The sequence below is a fragment of the Stenotrophomonas sp. 115C5 genome (assembly GCF_056861055.1).
This window is the reverse complement of sequence record NZ_JBSPUQ010000006.1, coordinates 173,052-194,127: the sequence shown is the minus strand read 5'-3', so window position 1 is coordinate 194,127 and position 21,076 is coordinate 173,052. Positions and strand designations below refer to the sequence as shown.

Here is a 21,076-nt window from a genome sequence, read left to right as displayed (position 1 = left end):
CATGATACGCCGCCACCGTGAGCGCCACCGTCACCGCATCGGGCGGCTACCGGCTCAGAAGCGGTAGCGGCCCTGCACGTAGAAGGTGCGCGGCGCGGCCACCATGCGGCCGGCGTTGCCATCGACGTTGCGGGTGTACCAGCGCTTGTCGGCCAGGTTGTTCACGCCCAGTGCGATCTCGCTGTCACCCCGCCCCGGCACCTGCCAGGCCACTTGGGCATTCCACAGGCGCACGCCCGGCACGCGGCCCACGCGCGCATCAGCGCTCTCGGCCCAGGTGTTGGCGGCGTCGGAGAACTGGCCGCTCTGGTGGGTGCTGGAGACGTTGAAGGTCCAGCCGGCCAGCGCATAGCGGGCGCCGACGCTGTCGGTGTCGCGCGAGTAGAACGGCACGTCCAGGCCGCGGTTGTCGCCGGACTGCTGGATCGCCTTGGTCCAGGTGTAGTTGGCGTACAGCTCCAGCCCGGCCAGCGCGCTGTCCTCGGCGAAGTGGTACTCCAGTGCGCTCTCCACACCCTTGTGGTCGGTGGCACCAATGTTCTGGAAGGTGGGCGGGGTGATGCCCGGCACCTGCAGGATCTGGTTGTCGAAGCGCATCTTGAACACGGTCACTTCCGCGCGCAGTGCGCCGTCCTGCCAGCGCGCACCCAGTTCGGTGGTCTTGGCCACTTCCGGGTTCAGCGGATTGCTGGCCGTCTGCGAATTGAGCTGGATGTTCTGCACCGGTCCGAACGAGGTGGTGTAGTTGCCGAACACCGTCAGCTGCGGGGTCAGCAGGTAGGCGATGTTGATCGAGGGCAGCGCCTTGTCGTTGCGACTGCTGAAGGTCGCCGTGCCGCCGGCCTGGCGGCGGTCCATGTCGATCCATTCCATGCGCACGCCGGGCGTGATCCGCCACTGGCCGATCGCAATGCGGTCGTCGATGTAGAAGGCGTGCGCGTCGGTGGCGTTGTCGAAGCGGGTGGTGGCACTGGCCGCGCCGGTGCGGCGGGCGACGGTGTAGCTGCGGTCGTTGCCGCGCTCGCGCAGGAAGCGGTAGCCGGCGGTGATGTCATGCACCGCGCTGCCCCAGTGCAGGCGCTGGGTATAGCGCGGCTCGATGCCAAGCACGCGGTAGTCGCGCGGCTGCACGGTCAGCTGGGTGTTGGCGGCGTTGATCAGCGAGCTGGCACGGGTGCTCTCGTTGTAATAGGCCAGCACCTCGAACTCGCTGTTGGCCGACAGCGTGTTGGTGTAGCCCAGGTCGATGCCGGTGCGGTGGCCCTTCCAGAAATCGGTTGGCCGGGTGTTCTGGAACGGATCGGCCTCGTACTGCGCACGGGTCAGGCCGCCCGGCGTCAGCGAGCGTACGTCGTAGTAGGACAGCTTGGCGCGCAGCTCCTGCTGTTCGTCGATGGCGTAGGCGAACTTCAGCGCGAGATCATTGAAGCGGTCATCGCTGCCCTGGCGCCAGCCGCGACCATCCTGGCCGGAGTACAGCAGGGCCGCGCCCAGGCCATTGTCGCCGGTACCGCCAAGGAAGGCGTTGTACTGGGTGCTGTCACCGCCGCCACGGTCGTAGGCGGTGTAGCGCACGCCGGCTTCGCCGTGCAGGCCGGCCTCGGTGGGAATGCCGCGGGTGCTGAAGTTGATGATGCCACCGACGTTCTGCGGCCCGTAGCGCACCGCGCCGCCGCCGCGCACCACGTCGATCGATTCGATGTTGGACAGGCTGGTCGGCGCGAACGACAGCTGTGGCTGGCCATACGGCGCCACCGCCAGCGGCACGCCGTCCAACAGGACGGTCGAGCGCGGCGAGTAGCGCCCGGTGAGGCCGCGCACGCCGATGTTCAGCGACACCGAACTGCCGGCGGTGCCGGAATTGTCGGTGACCTGCACGCCGGGGATGCGGCGCATCGCATCGCCGAGGCTGGCCGCGCCGCTGGCCTCGATGCGCTGGCGGTCGACCACCGTACGTGCGCCGGCAAAGCTCTTGACGCTGTCATGCAGGCCGGTGCCCAGCCAGCTGCCGGAGACCTGGATGCTGTCCAGCGTGGTGGCGCTGTCCTGGGCGAAGGCGGTGGCGGCCGGGAGCAGGCACAGGGCAAGGGCGGCGGCCAATGGCAGGCGGGCCGGTTGCAGGGCTGGGATGGGCATCGGTGCGGGCTGTGGAAGGTGGTAAATGAGAATTATTGCTGATTCCATTCGCCAATGGAATGCGCCGCCAGTTCACGCTGTTCCCCCGGTGGTAGAGTGGGCGATTGCTTCCTGACTCGCTGAGATCCGCCATGTCCCAAGCCGCCTTCTATCCCGTCGGAACCCCTGGCCAGCCGTGGGGAGCGGCGGAACGGGAGGCGTGGCGTGGCCGCCAGCAGCGCCTGCGTCGCTATGACGAGGAAGTGCTGCCGCGTATCGAGGCGCTGGCCTCGCGCTTCGACAAGGTGGCCTATGGCCAGCTCGACTACGCTGGCGAGACCTACACTCTGTTCGCCCTGCGCAGCCGCGATTGGAACCCGGCGCTGCCGGCCGCCCTGGTGACCGGTGGCGTGCACGGCTACGAAACCAGCGGCGTGATGGGCGCGCTGGAGTTCCTCGAGAAGCACGCCGCCGACTATGCCGGCAAGGTCAACCTGCTGGTGGCGCCGTGCGTGAACCCGTGGGGTTTCGAGCGCATCAACCGCTGGAACTTCGATGCGATCGATCCGAACCGTAACTTCCGCGCCGATGGCCCGGCGCGTGAATCGACCGCCGTCATCGAACTGATCGCGCCCTACAAGGGCCAGTTCGTGCTGCATATCGACCTGCACGAAACCACCGACAGCGACGAGAGCGAGTTCCGCCCGGCGCTGGCCGCACGTGACGGCAAGCCGTTCGAGCCGGGGCTGATCCCCGATGGCTTCTACCTGGTGGACGACAGCGAGAACCCGCAGCCGGCCTTCCAGCAGGCAGTGATCGCTGCCGTGGAAAAGGTGACTCACATTGCGCCGGCCGACGACACGGGCGAGATCATCGGTTCGCCGGTGGTGGCCCACGGCGTGATCGAGTACCCACTGGTGAAGCTGGGCCTGTGTGCCGGCATCACCGGTGCGACCTATACCACCACCACCGAGGTCTACCCGGACAGCCCGCGGGCGACCCCGCAGCAGTGCAACGACGCCCAGGTGGCAGCGGTGTGCGCGTCGCTGGATTACGCGCTCGCCCATCGTTGATGAAAAAGGGGACGGAGGGGATTAAGTCGTTTGTGCCGCAAACGACTTAATCCCCTCCGTCCCCTTTTTCGGTTCACCCCAGCGCGTCGGCCCACCACAGTGCGGCCGGCCCCGGCGGCGTGTCGCGGCGCCACAGCAGGTCGCTGTGGATGCGTCGCGGCCAGCCGGGCAGGGTCAGTTCCACCAGCTGCCCGCGGTCGTAGCGCTGTACCAGCGCGCGTGGCAGCTCGGCCCAGCCGATGCCGTCCTCGGCCATCTCCATCACCATCAGGTAGTCGGTGGCGGTCCAGGCCAGTCCGGTAGCCGCGCGCGCATGGTCGACCTCCGCGCTCAGGCGCACCTGCCGGTGCCGTGCCAGCTGGGCGGCCGCGCGACGGCCGGCGTCGGCCAGCGGATGGTCGTGCGCCACATACACCGACAGCTCGCTGTGATGGGCCAACGGCCGTGCCACCAGACCATCCGGATAGCTTTCCTGGCGCGGCAGCAGGCCCAGCGCGGCGCGACCACTACCCACCAGTTCCAGCACGTCTTCGCCTTCGGCATCCAGCCATTCCAGTTCGATCTCGGGGAACGCTTCGGCAAAGCGCTGCAACACGCGCTGCTCCGGATCGAGCTGATAGACGTCGGAGAACACCACGGTCAGCCGCGCTTCGACCGGGGCGGCCAGCCGCACGCTCAACTGCTGCAGGCGGGTATCGGCGGCGAGAATTTCCTGGGCATGACCGAGCACCTGGCGCCCGGCTTCGGTCAACTGCGGGTAGCGTCCGCTGCGGTCGAACAGGCTGACGCCGAGGTCTGCCTCCAGGTGGGCGATGGCGGTGCTGACCGTCGATTGGGTCTTGCGCAGGCGGCGCGCCGCCGCCGAGAACGAGCTCAGCGCCGCGGCTTCCACGAAGGCCTGCAGGGATTCAGGGGAATAGGGCATTGATCCATCGCTCCTGTCGATGGAATCCATTTTGATACCACCGTAAAAGGCGATGATACTGTCCGCCGTCGCCCCTGTCTGCGGGGTGCTCCGGACCCTCCACGCACCGCGTGGATCTATTGAAAAGGCGGCGCGGTCCCCGTGCCGCAAGGAGTTTCACATGTCCCGTACTGTTCCCGCCCGTGGCGCGCTGGTCGCCTGGGCCTGCCTGACCGTGGCGATCGTTGCCGAAGTGGTCGGCACCTCGTTCATGGCCCATGCCGCCCGCGACGGCGGCTGGACCGGCTACCTGATCATGGCCGGCGCGTTGGCGCTGTCCTATTACTTCCTGGCCCTGTCGGTCCGCCGCATCGCGGTCGGTGTCGCCTATGCGGTGTGGGAAGGCCTGGGCCTGACCCTGCTGACCGTGGTCGGCCTCACCGTGTTCGGCGAGAGCCTGTCGCTGCAGCAGCTGGCCGGCCTCGTGCTGGCGGTGGTAGGCATCGTCTGTGTCACCCTCGGGGAGGCGCACTGATGAATACCCTGGCTCTGTTTTTCGTGATCTGTTCTGCGCTGATCGACGTTGCCGCCAACATGATGGTGGCGAAGTCGGAGGGCTTCCGCCGCTGGCGCTGGGGTGTCGGTGCGATCGTCATGGTCTGGATCGCCTTCGCCCTGCTGGGCCAGGCGGTGCGCTACATGGACCTGGCCACCGCCTATGCGATGTGGGGGGCGATCGGCGTGATCGGTACCGCCACCTGCGGCCGCCTGCTGTTCGGCAACCGCCTGCGCCCGATCGGTTGGATCGGCATCGCGCTGGTCACCGTTGCGGTGCTGCTGCTCAGCACCGCGAAGTAACGCGTTGCTGTGCCAACCAAGGTTGGCACCTACCAGTGCTGAGTTGCTGGTTGGCACCTACCCGTGCTGAGTTGCTGGTTGGCACCTACCCGTGCTGAGTTGCTGTGCCAACCCGGGTTGGCACCTGCCAGAGCGTGAGCCGCCACGTGCAAGCGCCCCGGGGATGATCTCCCCGGGGCGCTTGCCGTTTCTGACGAACTCAGAAGCGTGCGGTGAAGTTCAACCGCGTGGTGCGCCCCGGGCCGGGCATCAGGCTCATCGCCAGCGTGTCCATGTAATAGGTGTTGCGCAGGTTGCTGACCACCAGTTCCACTTCGGCCTTCGGGGTGAACTGCCAGCGCGCATAGAAGTCGTAGATCGCGGTGGGCAGGTAGATGTTCTGCAACCCGGTCGAGCCGGTGGTGTTCCAGGGCTTGTCCAGTTCGTGGGTGGGGCCGCTGTTGTAGGTGCGGCGGATGCCGGTATCCAGCCGCTTGTCGAACAGGCGGAAGCCCAGCGTGATGTGGATCGAGTACTTCGGTGGATTCTGTGCGTTGACGAATGAGGTACCGAAGCCGCCACCCACGCAGTCCGGCGTGGTGTCCAGCTTGCTCCACTTCGCATAGGGGTCTTCGCGCAGGCGCTTGGCGGTGGCCGCATCGCAGGTCCGCGCACGCTGGTAGTAGCTGGCCGACAGGTCCAGGTAGGCGATGCCGGCGTCATAACCGGACTGCAGCTCGTAGCCGGACACCGTGTAGTTGTCCACGTTGTCGACGTAGAACGCCCAGTTGCTGGAATCGAAGCGGCGGGTGATCGCGTTGTCGATATCGTTCTTGAACCAGGCCACCTTGAACGCCAGGCGGTCGCCATCGCGCCGCAGGTCCTGCTTGAGCAGGCTGAAGCCGATGTCCCAGGAGCGGTTCTTCTCCGGCTTCAGGCCGGCCACCGGTGCCGAGGTGCTGTTGCCCAGCGTCGACTCGAACAGGCTGGGCATCTTCCAGCCCTGCGCGTACTTCACGTAGAAGAACATGTCCTGGTCGAGGTTGAAGCGGGCCTCTGCGTACGGCGCAAAGCCGTGGCCGGAACGGCGGATCGCCGGCTTGTAGCCCCAGGCGGTGGGAATCTGCTTGGTATAGAAACCGTTGGCGCCGCGCGGGTCGGGGATGAAGCCATCGAAGTCGTAGCTCTGGCCCAGCGTGCTGTCGCCGTAGGGCGTAGCGCGCAGCGAGTCGTAGGTGTAGTTGCCCTGTGCATCCGGGTACCACTCCTTGTACCAGCCCGGCAGCAGCTGGCCGCCCTTGCTCAGGCGCGCGAAGGTGTAGCGCAGGTCGCGCGATTCGCTGACGAAGGCCACGCGGTTGCGGTCACGGGTGCGGTAGTCGATGAAGCGACCGCCAGCGGTCAGCGACAGCCAGTCCCACGGCTGCCATTGCAGCGACGCCACAACGCTGGCTTCGCGTCGCGTGCCCGAGCGCAGGTAACGGTTGTTGTTGTAGTCCACCGGCAGCACCGGCGAGTTCGGTGCGGTGTCCTCATGCTGGAACGCAGCGCCATAGCGCAGTGTCCAGTCACCCAGGCTGTTGCTGAAGCGGGTGGTGTTGCTGCTGTCCACGCCCCAGCGCCGGGTCTTCACGTCCGACTGCAGGCCCGGGCCATAAGTTTCGCCGAGCGTGTCCGGCATCTGGTCGTTGGGCACGTCCTTGAACAGTGGCGTGTTGGCGATGTTGCTGTTGAACATGCGGCTGGTGGCTGTGGTGAACCACAGCGTGCTGCTCAGGTCCAGCCACGGATGTGCTTCGGGCCGGTAGCGGTGGCGCAGCGAGGTGGCATTGACCCGCATCTTCCCGGGCTCGAACTGGAACATGGTGTTGGCCTTGTCCACGTAGGTCACCCATTCGTTGGACTGGCCCACGCGACCGATCGCCGACGGCATGATCTCGCCGAAGCTGGAGTTGAAGTAACGATGGCTCAGCTCAAGCCGCTGGTCGGGGTTAGGCGTCCAGGTGAATTTCAGCAGCGCCGATTCGTTGTCGGTGTGGGTGTTCAGTACTTCGTCGCCGGGGTGGTACAGCTTGGAAACGGCCTGGCTGGACATGCCGGTACCGCCGCTGGACAGATGCTGGTCGTCGTAGCGGTGCGCGCCATTGCTGCCGGCGAAGTAGTTGCCCTGGCGGCGACGCGCGTAAGCGGCCACCAGCTGCCAGTCCTCGCCGCGCTGGGCGAAGGCCACGCTGCCGTTCCAGTCGCGCGGGTCACGCAGGCTGTTGCGGTTGTCGCTGCCGCGCGCGATCTGCTTGAAGGTACGGGTGCGGTCGATGCTGTTGTCGGCCACGCCACCACGCACGCGCAGGCCCCAGGCCTGGCCGTCGTCGAGGATGTCATCGACGTTCAGCGTCTCCATGTAGACCACGCCGCCGATCGCACTGGCGGCGTTGGCGGCCAGGCTCGGTCCCTTTTCGATGCTGACCGAGCTGATCAGATCCGGGTCGAGGTAGCTGCGCTGCTGCACGCCGGCATAGCCGCGGTACACGTCGATGGCCTGCTGGCCGCCGTCGATGATCACCGGCACCCGGTTCTGGCCCTGCAGGCCACGGATGTTGACGTCCAGTGCGCCGCCGTTGCGCACGTCGGCGGTATGCACGCCGACCGCACCGGCCAGCACATCGCCAATCGACTGGCCGCGGAACCGCTCAAGTTGCTGGCGGTCTAGGTGCACGCGCGAGCCGCTGTCGCGGTACACGGCATCGGCATCGGCCAGGCCCCACGGCGATGCACCTTCGCTGGCCTGGCCGGCGACCCGCAGCGTACCGATCCGGCGCACACCGGCATCGGTGCCGGGGGCGGCCTGCAGCACCACACCGCTGGCATCGCGCTGGAAGGTCAGGCCGGTGCCGGCCAGCAGCTGCGCCAGCGCGGCCTCGGTGTTGAGCGAGGCCTGCACGCCGCTGCTGTGGCGGCCGCGGGTCAGGCGCGCATCGGCGGCGATGGACAGGCCGGACTGCTGGCCGAACGTGGTCAAGGCCTGGTCGAGCGGTCCGGCCGGGATCTGCCAGCGAACGGCTGCGGCTGCATCCTGTGCGTGGGCGGCCGCCGGCAACAGGCACGGCGTGGCCAGGGCCAGGCACAGCGCGATGGCAAGCGGGCGAGGAGAAGGGCAGGGTAGTTTCATGGGGGCGGCAACATCCGCAATGGGTTCCCTTGTAGTGCCCGCCGAGCGCGCAGAAAGGGAACCGCGATTTCAACGCGGGCGCACAACGGTCCACCACGGCCAACGCTGCTCGATGCGGATCGGCAGGGCGCGCGCCAGCAGTTTCAGGGCCTGCAGGCTGTCCAGGCGCGGCAATACCGCGGTGACATTCAATGCGGACAGTGCCGGATCACAGCCCAGATAGCCCTGATGGTGACGGGCCAGTTCGTCGATCACCCGGATCAACGGCGTGTCCTGCACCCGCAGGCGTCCGTCCTGCCAGTCGCCGCGCAGAGGATCGGCAGCGACCGTTGTGAGTCCCCCCATCGGTCCGATCTGCAGCGCACTTCCCGCAGGAACATCCAGCGCCGCACCGAACATCGGCAGGCACCGCACCCCACCCTCGAACACGTCCAACCGGCTGTCCTGCGCTTCGCGGCCGACCGCGAAGCGGGTGCCGATCGGCTGCAGGCGCGCCCCGGGTACATGCACGGTCAGGGGCAGGCCGACGAATGCGGGGTGGTGGCCGGTCTGCAGCAGCAGTTCGCCGCGCAGCAGATGCAGGGCGCGGTGGCCGTTGCCGATGTCGACGGTCACTTCGCTGCCGGCGTTGAGCCACAACTGGCTGCCATCGGCCAACGTCCAATGACCGGTACGCCCGGCAGCGGTGCGCTGCGTCTGCAGGCGGCGCTGCGCCTGAATCCCATGCAGGCCGAGCAGGGAGACCGCGCCGATGCCGAGGGCGCCACCGATGCTGCGCAGCGCCCGCCGCCTGCGAAGGCGCGCAGCATCAAATGCGGTTGCAGCTGCCGGAGCCGACAGCGGGGCGAACGATTGCCAGACCGCCTCGACCCGTCGCCAGGCGTCGGCGTGACCAGCATCGGCCTGCAGCCAGGCGTGCCAGCGCTGCTGGTCGCCGTCGCTCCAGCCCTGTTGGCGCAGCGCAAACCATTCGGCAGCCTGTTCCAGCGCCGGGCCGGCCAATGCCGCGCTCACGCTGTGGTGTCGCCGGACAGGCGCAGGCAATGCAGCATCGCCTGCGCCATGTACTTCTTGACCATGCGCTCGGACACGCCCAGCTGCGCGCCGATCTCTGCATAGCCAAGGCCGGACAGCCGCGCCAGCAGGAACGCGCGCCGTGGCCGCTCGGCGAGGCCGGACAGCATGTCGGCGACGGCGTGCAGCAGCTGCAATGCCTGCGTGCGCTCCTCGGCAGAAGGGTGCGCCGGCTCCGGTTGCGCGGCCAGCGCGGCCAGATAGGCGCGTTCCAGGTCCGCGCGCTGCCAGTGGTTGACCAGCAGGGCGTGCGCAATGGTGCTGAGATAGGCGCGCGGCAAGCGCAGTTCTGATGGATCGACACGACGGCTGAGCAGGCGCAGGAAGGTGTCCTGGGTCAGGTCGGCGGCGCAGTCGGCGTTGTGCGTGCGACGGCGCAACCAGCCGAGCAGCCAGCCATGGTGTTCGCGGTAGAACCCCGCCAGCGCAGTGCTGGAGGCGGCGGGCACGGCCATCGGCATCGATCATTAATGAGAATGATTCCCATTATAGGGTGATCGAGGGGCGCGCGACAAACGTTGCGCGGGGCGCAGCGGGGGAGGTCGCCGGATTTGCGATGCCCGACGTGCTCGCCGACACTGCGGTTTTCCACAGGGAGTGCCCGCATGTTCAGCCACATCACCGTTGGAACGAACGACATGGACGCCGCGCATCGCTTCTACGATGCACTGTTCGGTGCGTTGGGTGCACGTCCGGGCGTCTTCGATGACAAGGGCCGTCTGGTGTATTTCAAGGATGGCCGTATGTTCATCGTCACCGCGCCGATCGACGGTCAGCCGGCATGCCACGCCAACGGCGGCACCATCGGCTTCACCCTCGACAGTGCTGAGGCCGTGCGTGGCTGGCAGGACGCCGGCGTGGCCCATGGCGGCACCGCCATCGAAGACCCGGCCGGCATCCGCAGCATGGCCGGGCGCCAGCTGTTCCTGGCCTACCTGCGCGACCCGGATGGCAACAAGCTGTGCGCGGTGCATGTGATGTCGTAATTGGACAGTACGCGCGTGGCCGCGTCGCAGGCAGTGCGCGCGGCTGTGCTCGCAGCCGTCTGCCGGCGCGCGCGTGATAACACGGAATGGTGGATCGGGCCTGTGACCGCTGGCCACAACTTCATGCTCTGTCCACTGCGGTTCAGCCACAATCGGTCGGCTAACCCTTTGATCTACCGGAGAACGCCGCCCCATGGATGTACTGGAGCCGCAACAATCCCCGGTGCGCACCCTTCGGCCTGTGTTCGCCTTCGCGGCGATCGTTGTCGTGGCGTTCGCGCTGTTCGTCAGCCTGTTCCCGCTGGGCGCAGGCCGCCTGCTGCTGAAGGCGCAGGACTGGGCCGCACTCAACGTCGGCTGGTACTACCTGCTGGCCATGACCCTGTACCTGGTGTTCGTGGTCGGCGTGGCGCTGTCCAAGTACGGTGGCATCAAGCTCGGTGCCGACCATGACGAACCGGAGTTCAGTTACCTCTCCTGGGCCGGCATGCTGTTCGCTGCAGGCATCAGCATCACGCTGTTCTTCTTCTGCGTTTCCGAGCCGCTGACCCACTACCTGCAGCCGCCGCAGGGCGATCCGGCGGCGGGCGAGGCCGGCGCGCGCCAGGCCATGCAGCTGCTGTTCCTGCATTGGGGACTGCACGGCTGGGGCGTGTTCGCGCTGGCGGCGATGGCGATGGCCTACTTCGCCTACCGCCACAACCTGCCGCTGGCGCTGCGCTCGGCGCTGTACCCGCTGATCGGCAAGCGCATCAACGGCCCGATCGGTTACACCGTGGACGCGCTGGGCATCGTCGCCACCGTGTTCGGCATCGGTGCCGACATGGGCTTCGGCGTGCTGCACCTCAATGCCGGGTTGGCGCACCTGTTCAACATCCCGCATTCCAACCTGGTGCAGATCATGCTGGTGGTGGCGATGATGGGTGCGGCAGTGGCCGTGGCCGTCTCCGGCGTGGAGAAGGGCGTGCGCTGGATGGCCAACATCAACATGCTGCTGGCGATCGCGCTGGTGCTGTTCATGCTGTTCGCCGGGCCGACGCAGTACCTGTTCAGCACCTTGATGCAGAACCTGGGCGACTACCTCGGCAGCGTGGTCGGCAAGAGTTTCGATGTGTATGCCTACGGCGGCCGACCGGAATGGCTGGGCGGCTGGACGGTGTTCTACTGGGCCTGGTGGATCGGCTGGGCGCCCTTTGTCGGGCTGTTCATCGCGCGCATCTCGCGCGGCCGCACCATCCGCGAATTCGTGTTCGGCGTGCTGCTGATTCCGCTGGGCTTCACCCTGGCCTGGCTGTCGATCTTCGGCAACAGCGCGCTGGACCAGGTGCTGCACCACGGCCAGCAACAGTTGGCGCAGCTGGCGGTGGATGATCCACCGACCGTGCTGTATGCGCTGCTGGACGGCTACCCCTGGAGCCGCGAGGTGATCACGGTGACAGTGCTGGTCAGCTTCATCTTCTTCGTGACCTCGGCCGACTCGGGGGCGGTGGTGTTGTCCACGCTGTCCTCGCATGGCGGCGCACCCGAGGATGATGGTCCGCGTTGGCTGCGGGTGTTCTGGGGCACGGTGATCGCGGTGCTGACCGCGGGCCTGTTGCTGGCCGGCAGTATCGACGCACTGAAATCGGCGGTGGTGCTGGCGTCGTTGCCGTTCTCGGCGATCCTGTTGTTGATGATGTGGGGGCTGACCCGCGCCTTCAGTGACGAATCGCACCGCAAGCGCGCGCTGCAGTACCGGCCATCGCCGCTGATCGGCGACGATCGCCACCACCAGGGCTGGCGCCAGCGCCTGAGCCAGGCGATGCATTTCCCGGTGCGCGACCAGGTCTACCGCTTCATGGATGACACGGTGAAGCCGGCGATGGAAGCGGTGGCCGAGCAGCTGCGCGGGCAGGGCTGGGACGTGGCCACGCGCTTCGAGGCGGGCGACATGGAGTTGACGGTCAACCATGGCGAGCAGCAGGACTTCCTGTACCGGGTGATCCTGAGCGGTTACCTGACCCCGTCGTTCGCCGCACAGCAGCTGCGCAACCAGCGCTACTACCGCGCCGAGGTGCACCTGTTCGAAGGCAGCCAGGACTACGACCTGGTGGGCTACAGCCGCAAGCAGATCATCAACGACATCATCAGCCAGTACGAACGGCACCTGCAGTTCCTGCACCTGAGCCGGTGATGCGGTGGGTGCGGACCGTTGGTCCGCACCCCCTGTAGAGCCGAGCCCGCGCTCGGCTCCTCGGTGTCGGAAGAGCAGCCGAGCATGGCTCGGCTCTACAGTGGCAATCAGAACCTGTAACGAGCGCCCAGCGAGACGAACTGTCCGCGCAGGTTGTACTGGCTGATGTCGAAACCGTTGGAGCCACCGGCGGGGTCGAACGGCGGGTCCTTGTCGGTCAGGTTCAGCACCGACAGCGACAGCGTGGTGTTGGGAATACCTTCGTACGCTACGTACAGGTCCAGCTGGTGATACGGCTTGATGCGGTCGCGCAGGCCCGGGTTGCTGGTTGCCGTCGCCACACGCTGGTCGTAGCCACTCACGTACTGCAGGCTCAGCGTACTGCTCCAGTCGCCCACCGCCCAGTTCAACGAGGTGGTGCCGCGGGTACGCGGCAGCGCGCCGTGGCGGTTGTTGCCGGCGCCGTCATACGGTGCCTGCCCAGCCACCAGCGGCTGCTTGAAGCTGAGCAGGTGGGTCCAGCTGCCGGCCACGGTGAAGGTGCCCCAGCCCACGGTGCGGAAGGTGCGGTTGGCGTCCAGGTCCAGGCCCGAGGTGGTCAGTTCGCCCTGGTTGGCGTACTGGTTGGTGATGAACTGGATGCGTCCCTGCGCATCACGTTGCACGCGACCGGGGAACAGCGTCGGGTTGTCGACGATGAACTGCGCGCTGTCTGGCTTGACCAGGTTGTCCTGCTCGATGCGGTACCAGTCCAGGCCGATGCTGGTATCGGCATCCGGCGACCACACTGCACCCACGTTGAAGTTGCGCGAGCGCTCCGCCTTCAGATCCGGGTTGCCGGTGCGGATGTTGGTCACGCCACGGCTGCCGCCGGGCTGCAGCGGATCCAGCGGATCGATCACCGAGCCGTAGCTGACGGTCTGGCCCGGCGCGATCTCCGGCAGCGAAGGTGCCCGGAAGCCGCGCGAGAACGAGCCGCGCAGCAGCAGGCTGTCCAGCGGCTGCCAGCGCAGCGCCACCTTCGGCGAGAACGCCTTGCCGAAGTCATCGTAGTGATCGCCGCGACCGGCCACCTGCAGCTCCAACGTGCGGTGCAGCGGCACGCTCAGTTCGGCATAGGCGGCGCTGACCTGGCGCTCGCCATTGACCACGTTGATGGCCGGACGCAGTTCGGTGCCCGACAGCACCTGCGCACTGGTGCGCGCGTCCAGCGATTCCTTGCGGAACTCCGCACCCCAGGCGAAGCCGACCGTACCGGCGGGCATCTCCCACAGCGAGGTGGAGGCCTTCACGTTCAACGCGTGCAGCTTGTACCAGCCCGGACGCTTGGTCTGCAGGCGCAGTGCATCCAGCGCGCCCGGCGTGCTGGACGGGTTGAGGAAGTTGTAGCTGCCCTCGCGCAGGATCTGCTCGAACGCATAGCGATTGACGAAGTTGTCGACGTACTCGCGCTGTGCACTCTGCGAGGTCAGTGCCGCCACTTCCCAGTCCCAGCGTTCGCCGCTGCCGCGCACGCCCGCCAGGGCACGGTAGAACACCTGCGTGTTGTCCTTCAGGCGCGGGCCGAGATCGAAGAAGCTGTACTCGAACGGCAGTGGCGTACTGCCCGGGTTGTTGGGATGGCCGACCGGCAGCACCGCCGGCACGTCGATGAGCGTGCCGGTAGCCGGGTTGTAGGCACGCAGGCCCGGGCCAACGGTCAGCGGCGCACTGAAGATCTGGTCGGCCTTGTTGTGGCTGTACAGCACGTCGGCGAACGCTTCGACACTGTCATTGAAGCGGTAGGTCGCACTCAACGACGCCTGCAGGCGCTCGGCGCCGGGCTGCAGGGTCTTGAACGGCTGCGCGTTGAAGGCGCAGGCCTGGCCGGGCAGGGTGCTGCCGAAATCGCTGTACGGGCGCAGCTGGCTGCCATCCGGGCAGTTGGCGAACGGTTGCGGCGCGCGCGGGTTGGACAGCCAATTGCCACCGGCGGTGGACCAGCCGGCCAGGCGTCCGCCGGGCTTGTCACGGAAATCGCCGCTGCGGGTATAGGCGCGCTGGTCGGCGTCGAGGCGATCACGCTTGAGCAGGTCCAGCCCGAACAGCACGTTCCAGCCCTGCTGCTCCAGGTCGCCGAAGCCGGCCAGCAGGTTGGCCTTGCGTTCGTCCAGGCCGCCCTGGGTGGCGGTACCGAAGCCGCCGCCCACTTCCACGCCCTGGAAGTTCTTGCGCAGGATGATGTTGATGACACCGGCGATGGCGTCGGAGCCATACACCGCCGAGGCGCCGTCCTTCAGCACTTCGATGCGTTCCACCGCGCTGATCGGCAGCGCGTTGAGGTCGACGAAGGTGTCCTGGGTATTGAGCGCGAAGCCGAAGTTGGACACGCGGTAGCCGTTGACCAGCACCAGTGTGTTCTTCGGCGACAGGCCACGCAGGCCGATCGAGGCCGAGCCGGCGGCGAAGCTGCCGGTGTACTGCTCGTCGAAGCTGTTGCCGGCATTGGCCGACAGGTTGCGCAGCACGTCGGTGAGGGTGGAGCGGCCGGTCTGCTCGATCTGTTCGCGGCTGACGATCTGCACCGGGTTGGGCCCGGCGGTATCGCTGCGCTTGATGTTGGAACCGGTCACCAGCACGGTGCCGAGGGTGGTGCTGTCCTTGCCGGTGTCGGCGGATTCAGCGGCGCCGGCAGCGCCGGCGGTGAGGCCCAGCGCAATGGCGCCAGCAAGCAGGTTCAGGGTGGTGCGGTACATGGAAGCGACAACGCCGAACGGGGGAGGAGCCGTCAGTACCGCATGCAGGTACATGCACCCTCCAATGACGAAAGCGCATTCAGTTATACATCACAGGTTCTTAACGAAAGTAAGCGCTCTCGGCGGCGCGGTCTGTGCTTCGGTGGGTGCGGACCGTTGGTCCGCACGCCCCTGTAGAGCCGAGCCTACGCTCGGCTCCGCACACTGGCCGGAAAGCAGCCGAGCATGGCTCGGCTCTACAGAAGGCAATGTCAGACGATCACGGCCGCAGCAGCACCTTGCCATTACGACCCGAACCCGCACCGGTCTTCGCTGCGTGGGCGATGTCGTCCAGTGCGAAGATCTGCTCCACCGGCAGGGTCAGTTCGCCGCTCGCCGCACGCTTCAGCAGTTCGCCAACCAGCCGGCGCTTGTCCTCCACCGCCATCGCCTGGCTGACCTTGCTGCCCCAGAAGCCCTTCACCGTCGCTTCCTTGTAGATCAGGCCGCCGGCCGGGATGCGCATCGGTTCGCCGCTCATCACGCCGAACGACACCAGCGTGCCGTTGTGGCCGAGCAGGTCGACCAGGTCACCGCTGGCGTCGCCGCCGATGGAATCCACGGCGGCCGCCGCCTGTGCTTCGCCGGTCGCTTCACGAACGCGATCCTTCCAGCCGTCCACCGAGGTGTCGAACACATGATCGATACCCAGCGCCTGCAACTGTGCGACGGCATCCGCATTGCGCACCAGGTTGGCTACATGCACGCCACGCGCCCGCGCCAGCATCGCCAGCGACTTGCCCACCGCGCCGTTGGCGGTGTTCTGCACGATCCACTGGCCCGCCTCGACGTGCAGGAACTCCAGCAGCATCAGCGCGCTCAGCGGCATGGCGATCAGCTGCGCGGCCATTTCGTCGGGGATCGCCTCCGGCATCGGAATCACCATGCGTGCCGGCGCGATGAAGGCCTCGGCCCAGGTACCGTGTACAGAGGCTGCGGCGACGCGCTGGCCGATCTGCAGGCCGTCGACACCATCGCCGAGTGCATCGACCACGCCCAGCGCTTCACTGCCACCGATCGCCGGCAGGGTCGGCTTGTAGCCGTAGAGGCCGCGCACGGTCAGCAGATCGTGGTTGTGGATCGAGGCCAGCACGGTGCGGATGCGCACCTCGCCGGGGCCGGGCTCGGGCAGCGGCGCATCGGCAATGGCAAGGACGTCGGCCGGGTTGCCGAAGGAGGGGTACTGGGCAGCGCGCATGGGTGGTGTTCCGGGGAAAGTGGATGTTGTACCGAACTGGGGCCGCAGGGGCTGTCGACAAGGCGCCGCAGCTGCAACACGGCATCCTGCGACTGATCGTCGCGACATGTGCTGATTACCGCATCTTGTGTTGACGGTTCGGGATATCCCCACTATGTTGTGGCCGTCACTCCCGGTCAGCCGCCGCCGCCGGACATGCAGCAAACGTCCCGCGGCCCGCCCCTGAAGGCTTGCCGTGTCGACGCGGCCGCCATCGTGCGGACGCAGGTCGCCCCCACGGCCCGGATACCGGCCGCAGGCGCAGGCAGATGCCGACGACCTACGTTCCCGTGCCCTGGCAATCCACCCGTTCGCCCCGTGCGCCGGTATCGCGTTCAGGGCCGCCATGGCATCGACCGCCAACGCGCGTGCGAGCCTGGAGTTTCACCACCATGACCGACAGTACCTTCCGCGTGGCCGATCTGGCCGGCGCTGGCGACGCCTTGCGCGCCGGTGGCGAGCGCGTGCCGACCTGGATCACCAAGGAGGCCGGCAACCGCCGCCTGCCGTTCGAGGCCGAGCGCCTGCAGCGCAGCATCGACGCCGTGCATGCCGAGTTCCCGCAGCTGGACGTGAGCGACTATCGCCGCGTGGTGCAGGCGATGGTCGAACGCAAACCGAGCATCAGCGCCGATGACCTGGTCGATCTGCTGATCCGCGAGGCCGAATCGCGGGTGGACCTGGTTGCACCCGAGTGGGAGCAGTTTGCCGCGCGCATCTACCTGCGGCGGCTGTACAAGCGTGCCAGCCGCAACCGCTTCTACGATGTCAGCCTGAAGTACGGTTCGTATGTGGGCCTGCAGGAGAGCCTGGCTGACCGCGGCATCTACAGCAACGACATCCTGCGCTGCTATTCCAAGGAAGAACTGCAGCGGGCCGGCGACATGATCGACCCGGAGCGCGACCGCCTGTTCGCCTACAACGGCCTGTACCTGCTGGCCACGCGCTACCTGGCCAGCGACCGCAGCCGCGAGGTCTTCGAACTGCCGCAGGAGCGCTGGCTGACCATCGCGCTGTACCTGATGCAGGAAGAAAAGCCACGCGAACGCCGCATGCAGCTGGTTGGCGAGGCGTACTGGGCGCTGTCCAACCTCTACATGACGGTGGCCACGCCGACCCTGGCCAACGCCGGCAAGGTCGGCGGCCAGCTGTCCAGCTGCTTCATCGACACGGTGGACGACAGCCTGCAGGGCATCTATGACTCCAACACCGATATCGCCCGCGTGTCCAAGCACGGTGGCGGCGTCGGCGCCTACCTGGGCTATGTGCGCAGCAGCGGCGCACCGATCCGTGGTGTGGCCAATTCCTCCGGTGGCGTGGTGCCGTGGATCAAGCAGCTCAACAACACTGCGGTGTCGGTTGATCAGCTTGGCCAGCGCAAGGGCGCGGTGGCGGTGTACCTGGACATCTGGCACCGCGACATCGAAGCGTTCATGGACCTGCGCCTCAACAACGGCGACCAGCGCCTGCGCGCGCATGATGTGTTCACCTCGGTGTGCGTGCCGGACCTGTTCATGGAGGCGGTGGAGCGCCGCGCCGACTGGTACCTGTTCGACCCGCACGAAGTGAAGAGCGCCAAGGGCTGGTACCTGCAGGACTTCTACGATGAGACGCGCGGTGCGGGCAGCTTCCGCGACCGCTACGCCGAACTGGTGGCCGATGAGCGCATCAGCCGCCGCACGGTGAAGGCCATCGATCTGTTCAAGCGGATCATGCTCAGCCAGTTGGAGACCGGAAATCCGTTCCTGTTCTACCGCGACGAGGTCAACCGCCGGAATCCGAACAAGCACGCGGGCATGATCTATTCCAGCAATCTGTGCACCGAGATCCTGCAGAACATGAGCCCGACGCGGATGATCCAGGAGATCGTCAGCGGTGACCAGATCGTCACCACGCGCCGCGCCGGTGACTTCGTGGTCTGCAACCTGTCCTCGATCAACCTCGGCCGGGCAATCAGTGCGCCGGATGACCTGCTGGCCACCGACGTGCTGGAGCGCCTGATCCCGATCCAGGTGCGCATGCTCGACAACGTGATCGACCTCAACGCGCTGCCGGTGCCGCAGGCCACGATCACCAACCGCAAGTACCGCGCCATCGGCCTGGGCACGTTCGGTTGGCACCACCTGCTGGCGCAGCAGGCAATCCAGTGGGAATCACCGGATGCCGAGGCGTTGGCCGACCGTCTCTACGAACGCATCAACTTCCTGACCATCCAGGCCAGCGCGCAGCTGGCGAAGGAGAAGGGCAGTTACCCGATGTTCGCTGGCAGTGACTGGCACAACGGGCGCTACTTCCGTGACCGCGACTACACTGGCGCCGCGTGGGACAGCCTGGCCCACGAGGTCGCCACGCACGGCCTGCGCAACGGCTGGCTGCTGGCGGTGGCGCCGAACATGAGCACCGCGCAGATTGCCGGTTCCACCGCGTCGATCGACCCGATCTACAGCGCGTTCTACTACGAGGAAAAGAAGGACTTCCGGCGGCCGGTGGCGGTGCCGGGCCTGTCGCTGGAAACCTGGCCGTACTACGAGAAGGGTGCCTACAAGGTCGACCAGTTCGCCAGCGTGCGCCAGAACGCGCGCCGCCAGCGCCATGTCGACCAGTCGATCAGCTTCAACCTGTACGTGCCTAGCACGATCCGCGCCAGCACGCTGCTGGAGCTGCATCTTAGCGCCTGGCGGGAAGGGTTGAAAACCACCTACTACGTGCGCTCCAACGACATCGACATCAGCGAATGCGAGTGGTGCTCCAGCTGATCGCTGCGCCCCCAGTAGAGCCGAGCCCACGCTCGGCTCAGAGGCGAAGAGCAGCCGAGCATGGGCGCGGCGCTACATCCGCAACGCACGTAATACGAAGGTAAACGACCATGGCAACCCCCCTCGACCGCATCAAGATTCTCGAACCGCGCCATCCCAACCGCAGCACCGGCATCATCAACGGCCGTACCAGCGGCATCCTCAACTGGAACGATATCCCGTATCCGTCGTTCTATCGGGCCTACAAGGAGCTGTCGACCAACTTCTGGATTCCCGACGAGGTTGACATGAAGCTCGATGCCCGCCAGTACGGCGAGCTCAACGCACGTGAAAAGAACGCCTACGATTCGATCATCGGCCTGCTGGCCACGCTCGATTCGCCGCAGACGCGCTTCATCTACAACGTGGCCGAGTACATCACCGACCCGGCCGCGCATGCCAATGCGGCGATCATCGGCCAGCAGGAAGTGATCCACAACGAGAGCTACAGCTACGTGCTGGCCTCGATCACCGACCTGCCGAACCAGAACCGCATCTTCGAGATCGCCCGCACCCACCCGACCATCATCAAGCGCAATGCCCCGATCATGGGCGCGTATGACGACTTCATGCGCGAGAAGACCGCCGAGACCCTGCTCAAGTCGCTGATCCAGTCCTCGATCCTGGAAGGCATCAACTTCTATTCCGGGTTCGCGTACTTCTACAACATGGTGCGGCAGAACCGCATGAATGGCACCGGCAAGATCATCAGCTTCATCAACCGCGACGAGCTGGCGCATACCAAGTTCATCAGCGAGCTGATCCGCGCCATCATCGGCGAGAACCCGGAGCTGCAGACCAACGAGTTGACCGCCTACGTGCACCAATCGTTCGAACATGCGATCGAGCTGGAGACGCAGTGGTCGTCGGAGGTGCTGGATGGCATCGATGGCATCGACGTGGACGAGATGGTGCGCTACGTGAAATACCGCGCCAACAAGATGGCCGGCATGCTCGGCATCGAGCGCCTGTACAGCGACACGACCGACAACGTGATGCCGTGGATCAAGGCCTACGCCGACAACTTCACCGAAACCAAGACCGACTTCTTCGAGATGCGCAATGCAAGTTACAAGAAGACCAACGTCGACAACGGCTTCGACGACCTCTGAGCCCAGCGCCGCGCTGAGCATCCTGGTGGTGGTTGCCTCCCTGAGCGGCAATACCCGCGAGCTCGGCCGGCAGATCGCCGAGCGCTGCCGCGCCGCAGGTCATGCCGTGCACTGGCAGGAGGCCGACGACCTGCGCCAGGTACCGCCGCTGGCTGCAGACGAGGCCGACTTGGTGCTGCTGGGCTGCTGGACCGACAACGCCGGCCGCACGCCGTCGGAGATGAAGGCATGGGTGGCCGGTATCGCCGAGCGCGGCGAGCGGCCACGGCAGCTGGCGGTGTTCGGCACCGGCGAAACGCAGTGGGGGCAGGAGTATTACTGCGGTGCCGTGCACCGCCTGATCCGCTATTTCCGCAGCGACTACCCGCCGCTGGAGATCGAACAGATGCCGCATGGCGAGCGTCATGCCGAAGCCATCGAGGCCTGGACCGATGCGGTCCTGGCCCATTACTGGAGCAACACCGATGCAGATCATCGACGCCACCACGCCTGAGCAGTTCCAGCAGCTGCTGGCCGAGCACCCGCGGGTGCTGGTGGATTTTCACAAGGACCAGTGCCCGGGCTGCCGGATGCTGGAGGTGTCGTTGCATCGCGTGGCCAACAGCGTGGCGGGGCAGGGCACGACCCTGCTGCGCGTGCAGCTGGAGGTGCTGGGTGAGGCGTTCTTCAGGGAGCTGGGACTGCGTCAGACGCCGACGCTGTCCCTGTTCCGTGACGGTGATGAGCGCACGCGCCTGGCCGGGTTCCAGTCACCGCAGCAGATCGAGGCCGCGATCGCGTTGCATTTGTAGAGCCGAGCCATGCTCGGCCGCTGCTCGCGCGGCGCG

General features: G+C 66.6%; 16 protein-coding genes. 9 read left to right on the top strand and 7 right to left on the bottom strand.

Annotation, left to right across the window (positions count from 1 at the left end; all coding sequences use genetic code 11):
• Nucleotides 1-54: 54 nt before the first annotated feature.
• Entirely contained in the window at nucleotides 55-2,136 is a 2,082-nt protein-coding gene (locus AC13FN_RS10150; protein WP_054171936.1) for a TonB-dependent receptor family protein, read from the bottom strand.
• 131 nt (nucleotides 2,137-2,267) lie between these two features.
• Here AC13FN_RS10150 and AC13FN_RS10145 point away from each other — a divergent pair, with 131 nt between their 5' ends.
• Nucleotides 2,268-3,188 (top strand): M14 family metallopeptidase, encoded by a 921-nt coding sequence (locus AC13FN_RS10145; RefSeq protein WP_054171935.1) that lies wholly within the window; start codon nucleotides 2,268-2,270, stop codon nucleotides 3,186-3,188.
• Between the two features lie 73 nt (nucleotides 3,189-3,261).
• Here the strand turns inward: AC13FN_RS10145 and AC13FN_RS10140 are convergent, their stop codons facing one another.
• Nucleotides 3,262-4,113, bottom strand: coding sequence for a LysR family transcriptional regulator (locus AC13FN_RS10140; protein WP_482984667.1), 852 nt, complete (start codon nucleotides 4,111-4,113; stop codon nucleotides 3,262-3,264).
• A gap of 160 nt (nucleotides 4,114-4,273) precedes the next feature.
• On the opposite strand from AC13FN_RS10140, the gene AC13FN_RS10135 reads away from it, so the two are divergent.
• Entirely contained in the window at nucleotides 4,274-4,627 is a 354-nt protein-coding gene (locus AC13FN_RS10135; protein ID WP_019659945.1) for an SMR family transporter, read from the top strand.
• Nucleotides 4,627-4,950, top strand: coding sequence for a DMT family transporter (locus tag AC13FN_RS10130; protein WP_012480533.1), 324 nt, complete (start codon nucleotides 4,627-4,629; stop codon nucleotides 4,948-4,950). The genes AC13FN_RS10135 and AC13FN_RS10130 overlap by 1 nt, the downstream gene beginning before the upstream one ends.
• A gap of 199 nt (nucleotides 4,951-5,149) precedes the next feature.
• Here AC13FN_RS10130 and AC13FN_RS10125 read toward each other — a convergent pair whose 3' ends face one another.
• The 3 genes from AC13FN_RS10125 to AC13FN_RS10115 all read right to left on the bottom strand — a co-directional run bounded on the left by AC13FN_RS10125 (nucleotide 5,150) and on the right by AC13FN_RS10115 (nucleotide 9,627).
• Nucleotides 5,150-8,098 carry a TonB-dependent receptor gene (locus AC13FN_RS10125; protein WP_482984668.1) on the bottom strand — a complete coding sequence of 983 codons (2,949 nt, stop codon included), beginning with the start codon at nucleotides 8,096-8,098 and terminating at the stop codon, nucleotides 5,150-5,152.
• 69 nt (nucleotides 8,099-8,167) lie between these two features.
• Nucleotides 8,168-9,112, bottom strand: coding sequence for a FecR family protein (locus AC13FN_RS10120; RefSeq protein WP_049437683.1), 945 nt, complete (start codon nucleotides 9,110-9,112; stop codon nucleotides 8,168-8,170).
• Nucleotides 9,109-9,627 carry a sigma-70 family RNA polymerase sigma factor gene (locus AC13FN_RS10115; RefSeq protein WP_054171932.1) on the bottom strand — a complete coding sequence of 173 codons (519 nt, stop codon included), beginning with the start codon at nucleotides 9,625-9,627 and terminating at the stop codon, nucleotides 9,109-9,111. The genes AC13FN_RS10120 and AC13FN_RS10115 overlap by 4 nt, the downstream gene beginning before the upstream one ends.
• A gap of 150 nt (nucleotides 9,628-9,777) precedes the next feature.
• Here AC13FN_RS10115 and AC13FN_RS10110 point away from each other — a divergent pair, with 150 nt between their 5' ends.
• Both AC13FN_RS10110 and betT read left to right on the top strand, forming a co-directional pair.
• Nucleotides 9,778-10,158, top strand: a complete 381-nt coding sequence (locus tag AC13FN_RS10110) for a VOC family protein (protein ID WP_010485179.1) — start codon at nucleotides 9,778-9,780, stop codon at nucleotides 10,156-10,158.
• 193 nt (nucleotides 10,159-10,351) lie between these two features.
• Nucleotides 10,352-12,331, top strand: a complete 1,980-nt coding sequence (betT, locus tag AC13FN_RS10105) for a choline BCCT transporter BetT (protein WP_482984669.1) — start codon at nucleotides 10,352-10,354, stop codon at nucleotides 12,329-12,331.
• Nucleotides 12,332-12,438: 107 nt separating this feature from the next.
• Here betT and AC13FN_RS10100 read toward each other — a convergent pair whose 3' ends face one another.
• A complete protein-coding gene (locus AC13FN_RS10100) occupies nucleotides 12,439-15,120 on the bottom strand; it encodes a TonB-dependent receptor (RefSeq protein WP_230080592.1) in 2,682 nt (893 codons plus the stop codon).
• A 205-nt stretch (nucleotides 15,121-15,325) separates the two neighbouring features.
• A complete protein-coding gene (locus tag AC13FN_RS10095; protein ID WP_143994575.1) occupies nucleotides 15,326-16,303 on the bottom strand; it encodes a zinc-binding dehydrogenase in 978 nt (325 codons plus the stop codon).
• A 431-nt stretch (nucleotides 16,304-16,734) separates the two neighbouring features.
• Between AC13FN_RS10095 and AC13FN_RS10090 the strand changes: the two genes are divergently transcribed.
• The 4 genes from AC13FN_RS10090 (at nucleotide 16,735) to AC13FN_RS10075 (ending at nucleotide 21,040) form a co-directional block, all read left to right on the top strand.
• A complete protein-coding gene (locus tag AC13FN_RS10090; protein ID WP_482984670.1) occupies nucleotides 16,735-19,098 on the top strand; it encodes a ribonucleoside-diphosphate reductase subunit alpha in 2,364 nt (787 codons plus the stop codon).
• Between the two features lie 110 nt (nucleotides 19,099-19,208).
• Nucleotides 19,209-20,249, top strand: coding sequence for a ribonucleotide-diphosphate reductase subunit beta (locus AC13FN_RS10085; RefSeq protein WP_024957408.1), 1,041 nt, complete (start codon nucleotides 19,209-19,211; stop codon nucleotides 20,247-20,249).
• Between the two features lie 25 nt (nucleotides 20,250-20,274).
• Entirely contained in the window at nucleotides 20,275-20,742 is a 468-nt protein-coding gene (locus AC13FN_RS10080) for a flavodoxin (protein WP_100049913.1), read from the top strand.
• A complete protein-coding gene (locus tag AC13FN_RS10075; RefSeq protein ID WP_010485192.1) occupies nucleotides 20,714-21,040 on the top strand; it encodes a thioredoxin family protein in 327 nt (108 codons plus the stop codon). Before AC13FN_RS10080 ends, AC13FN_RS10075 begins: the two co-directional genes overlap by 29 nt.
• The last annotated feature ends 36 nt before the right edge of the window (nucleotides 21,041-21,076 follow it).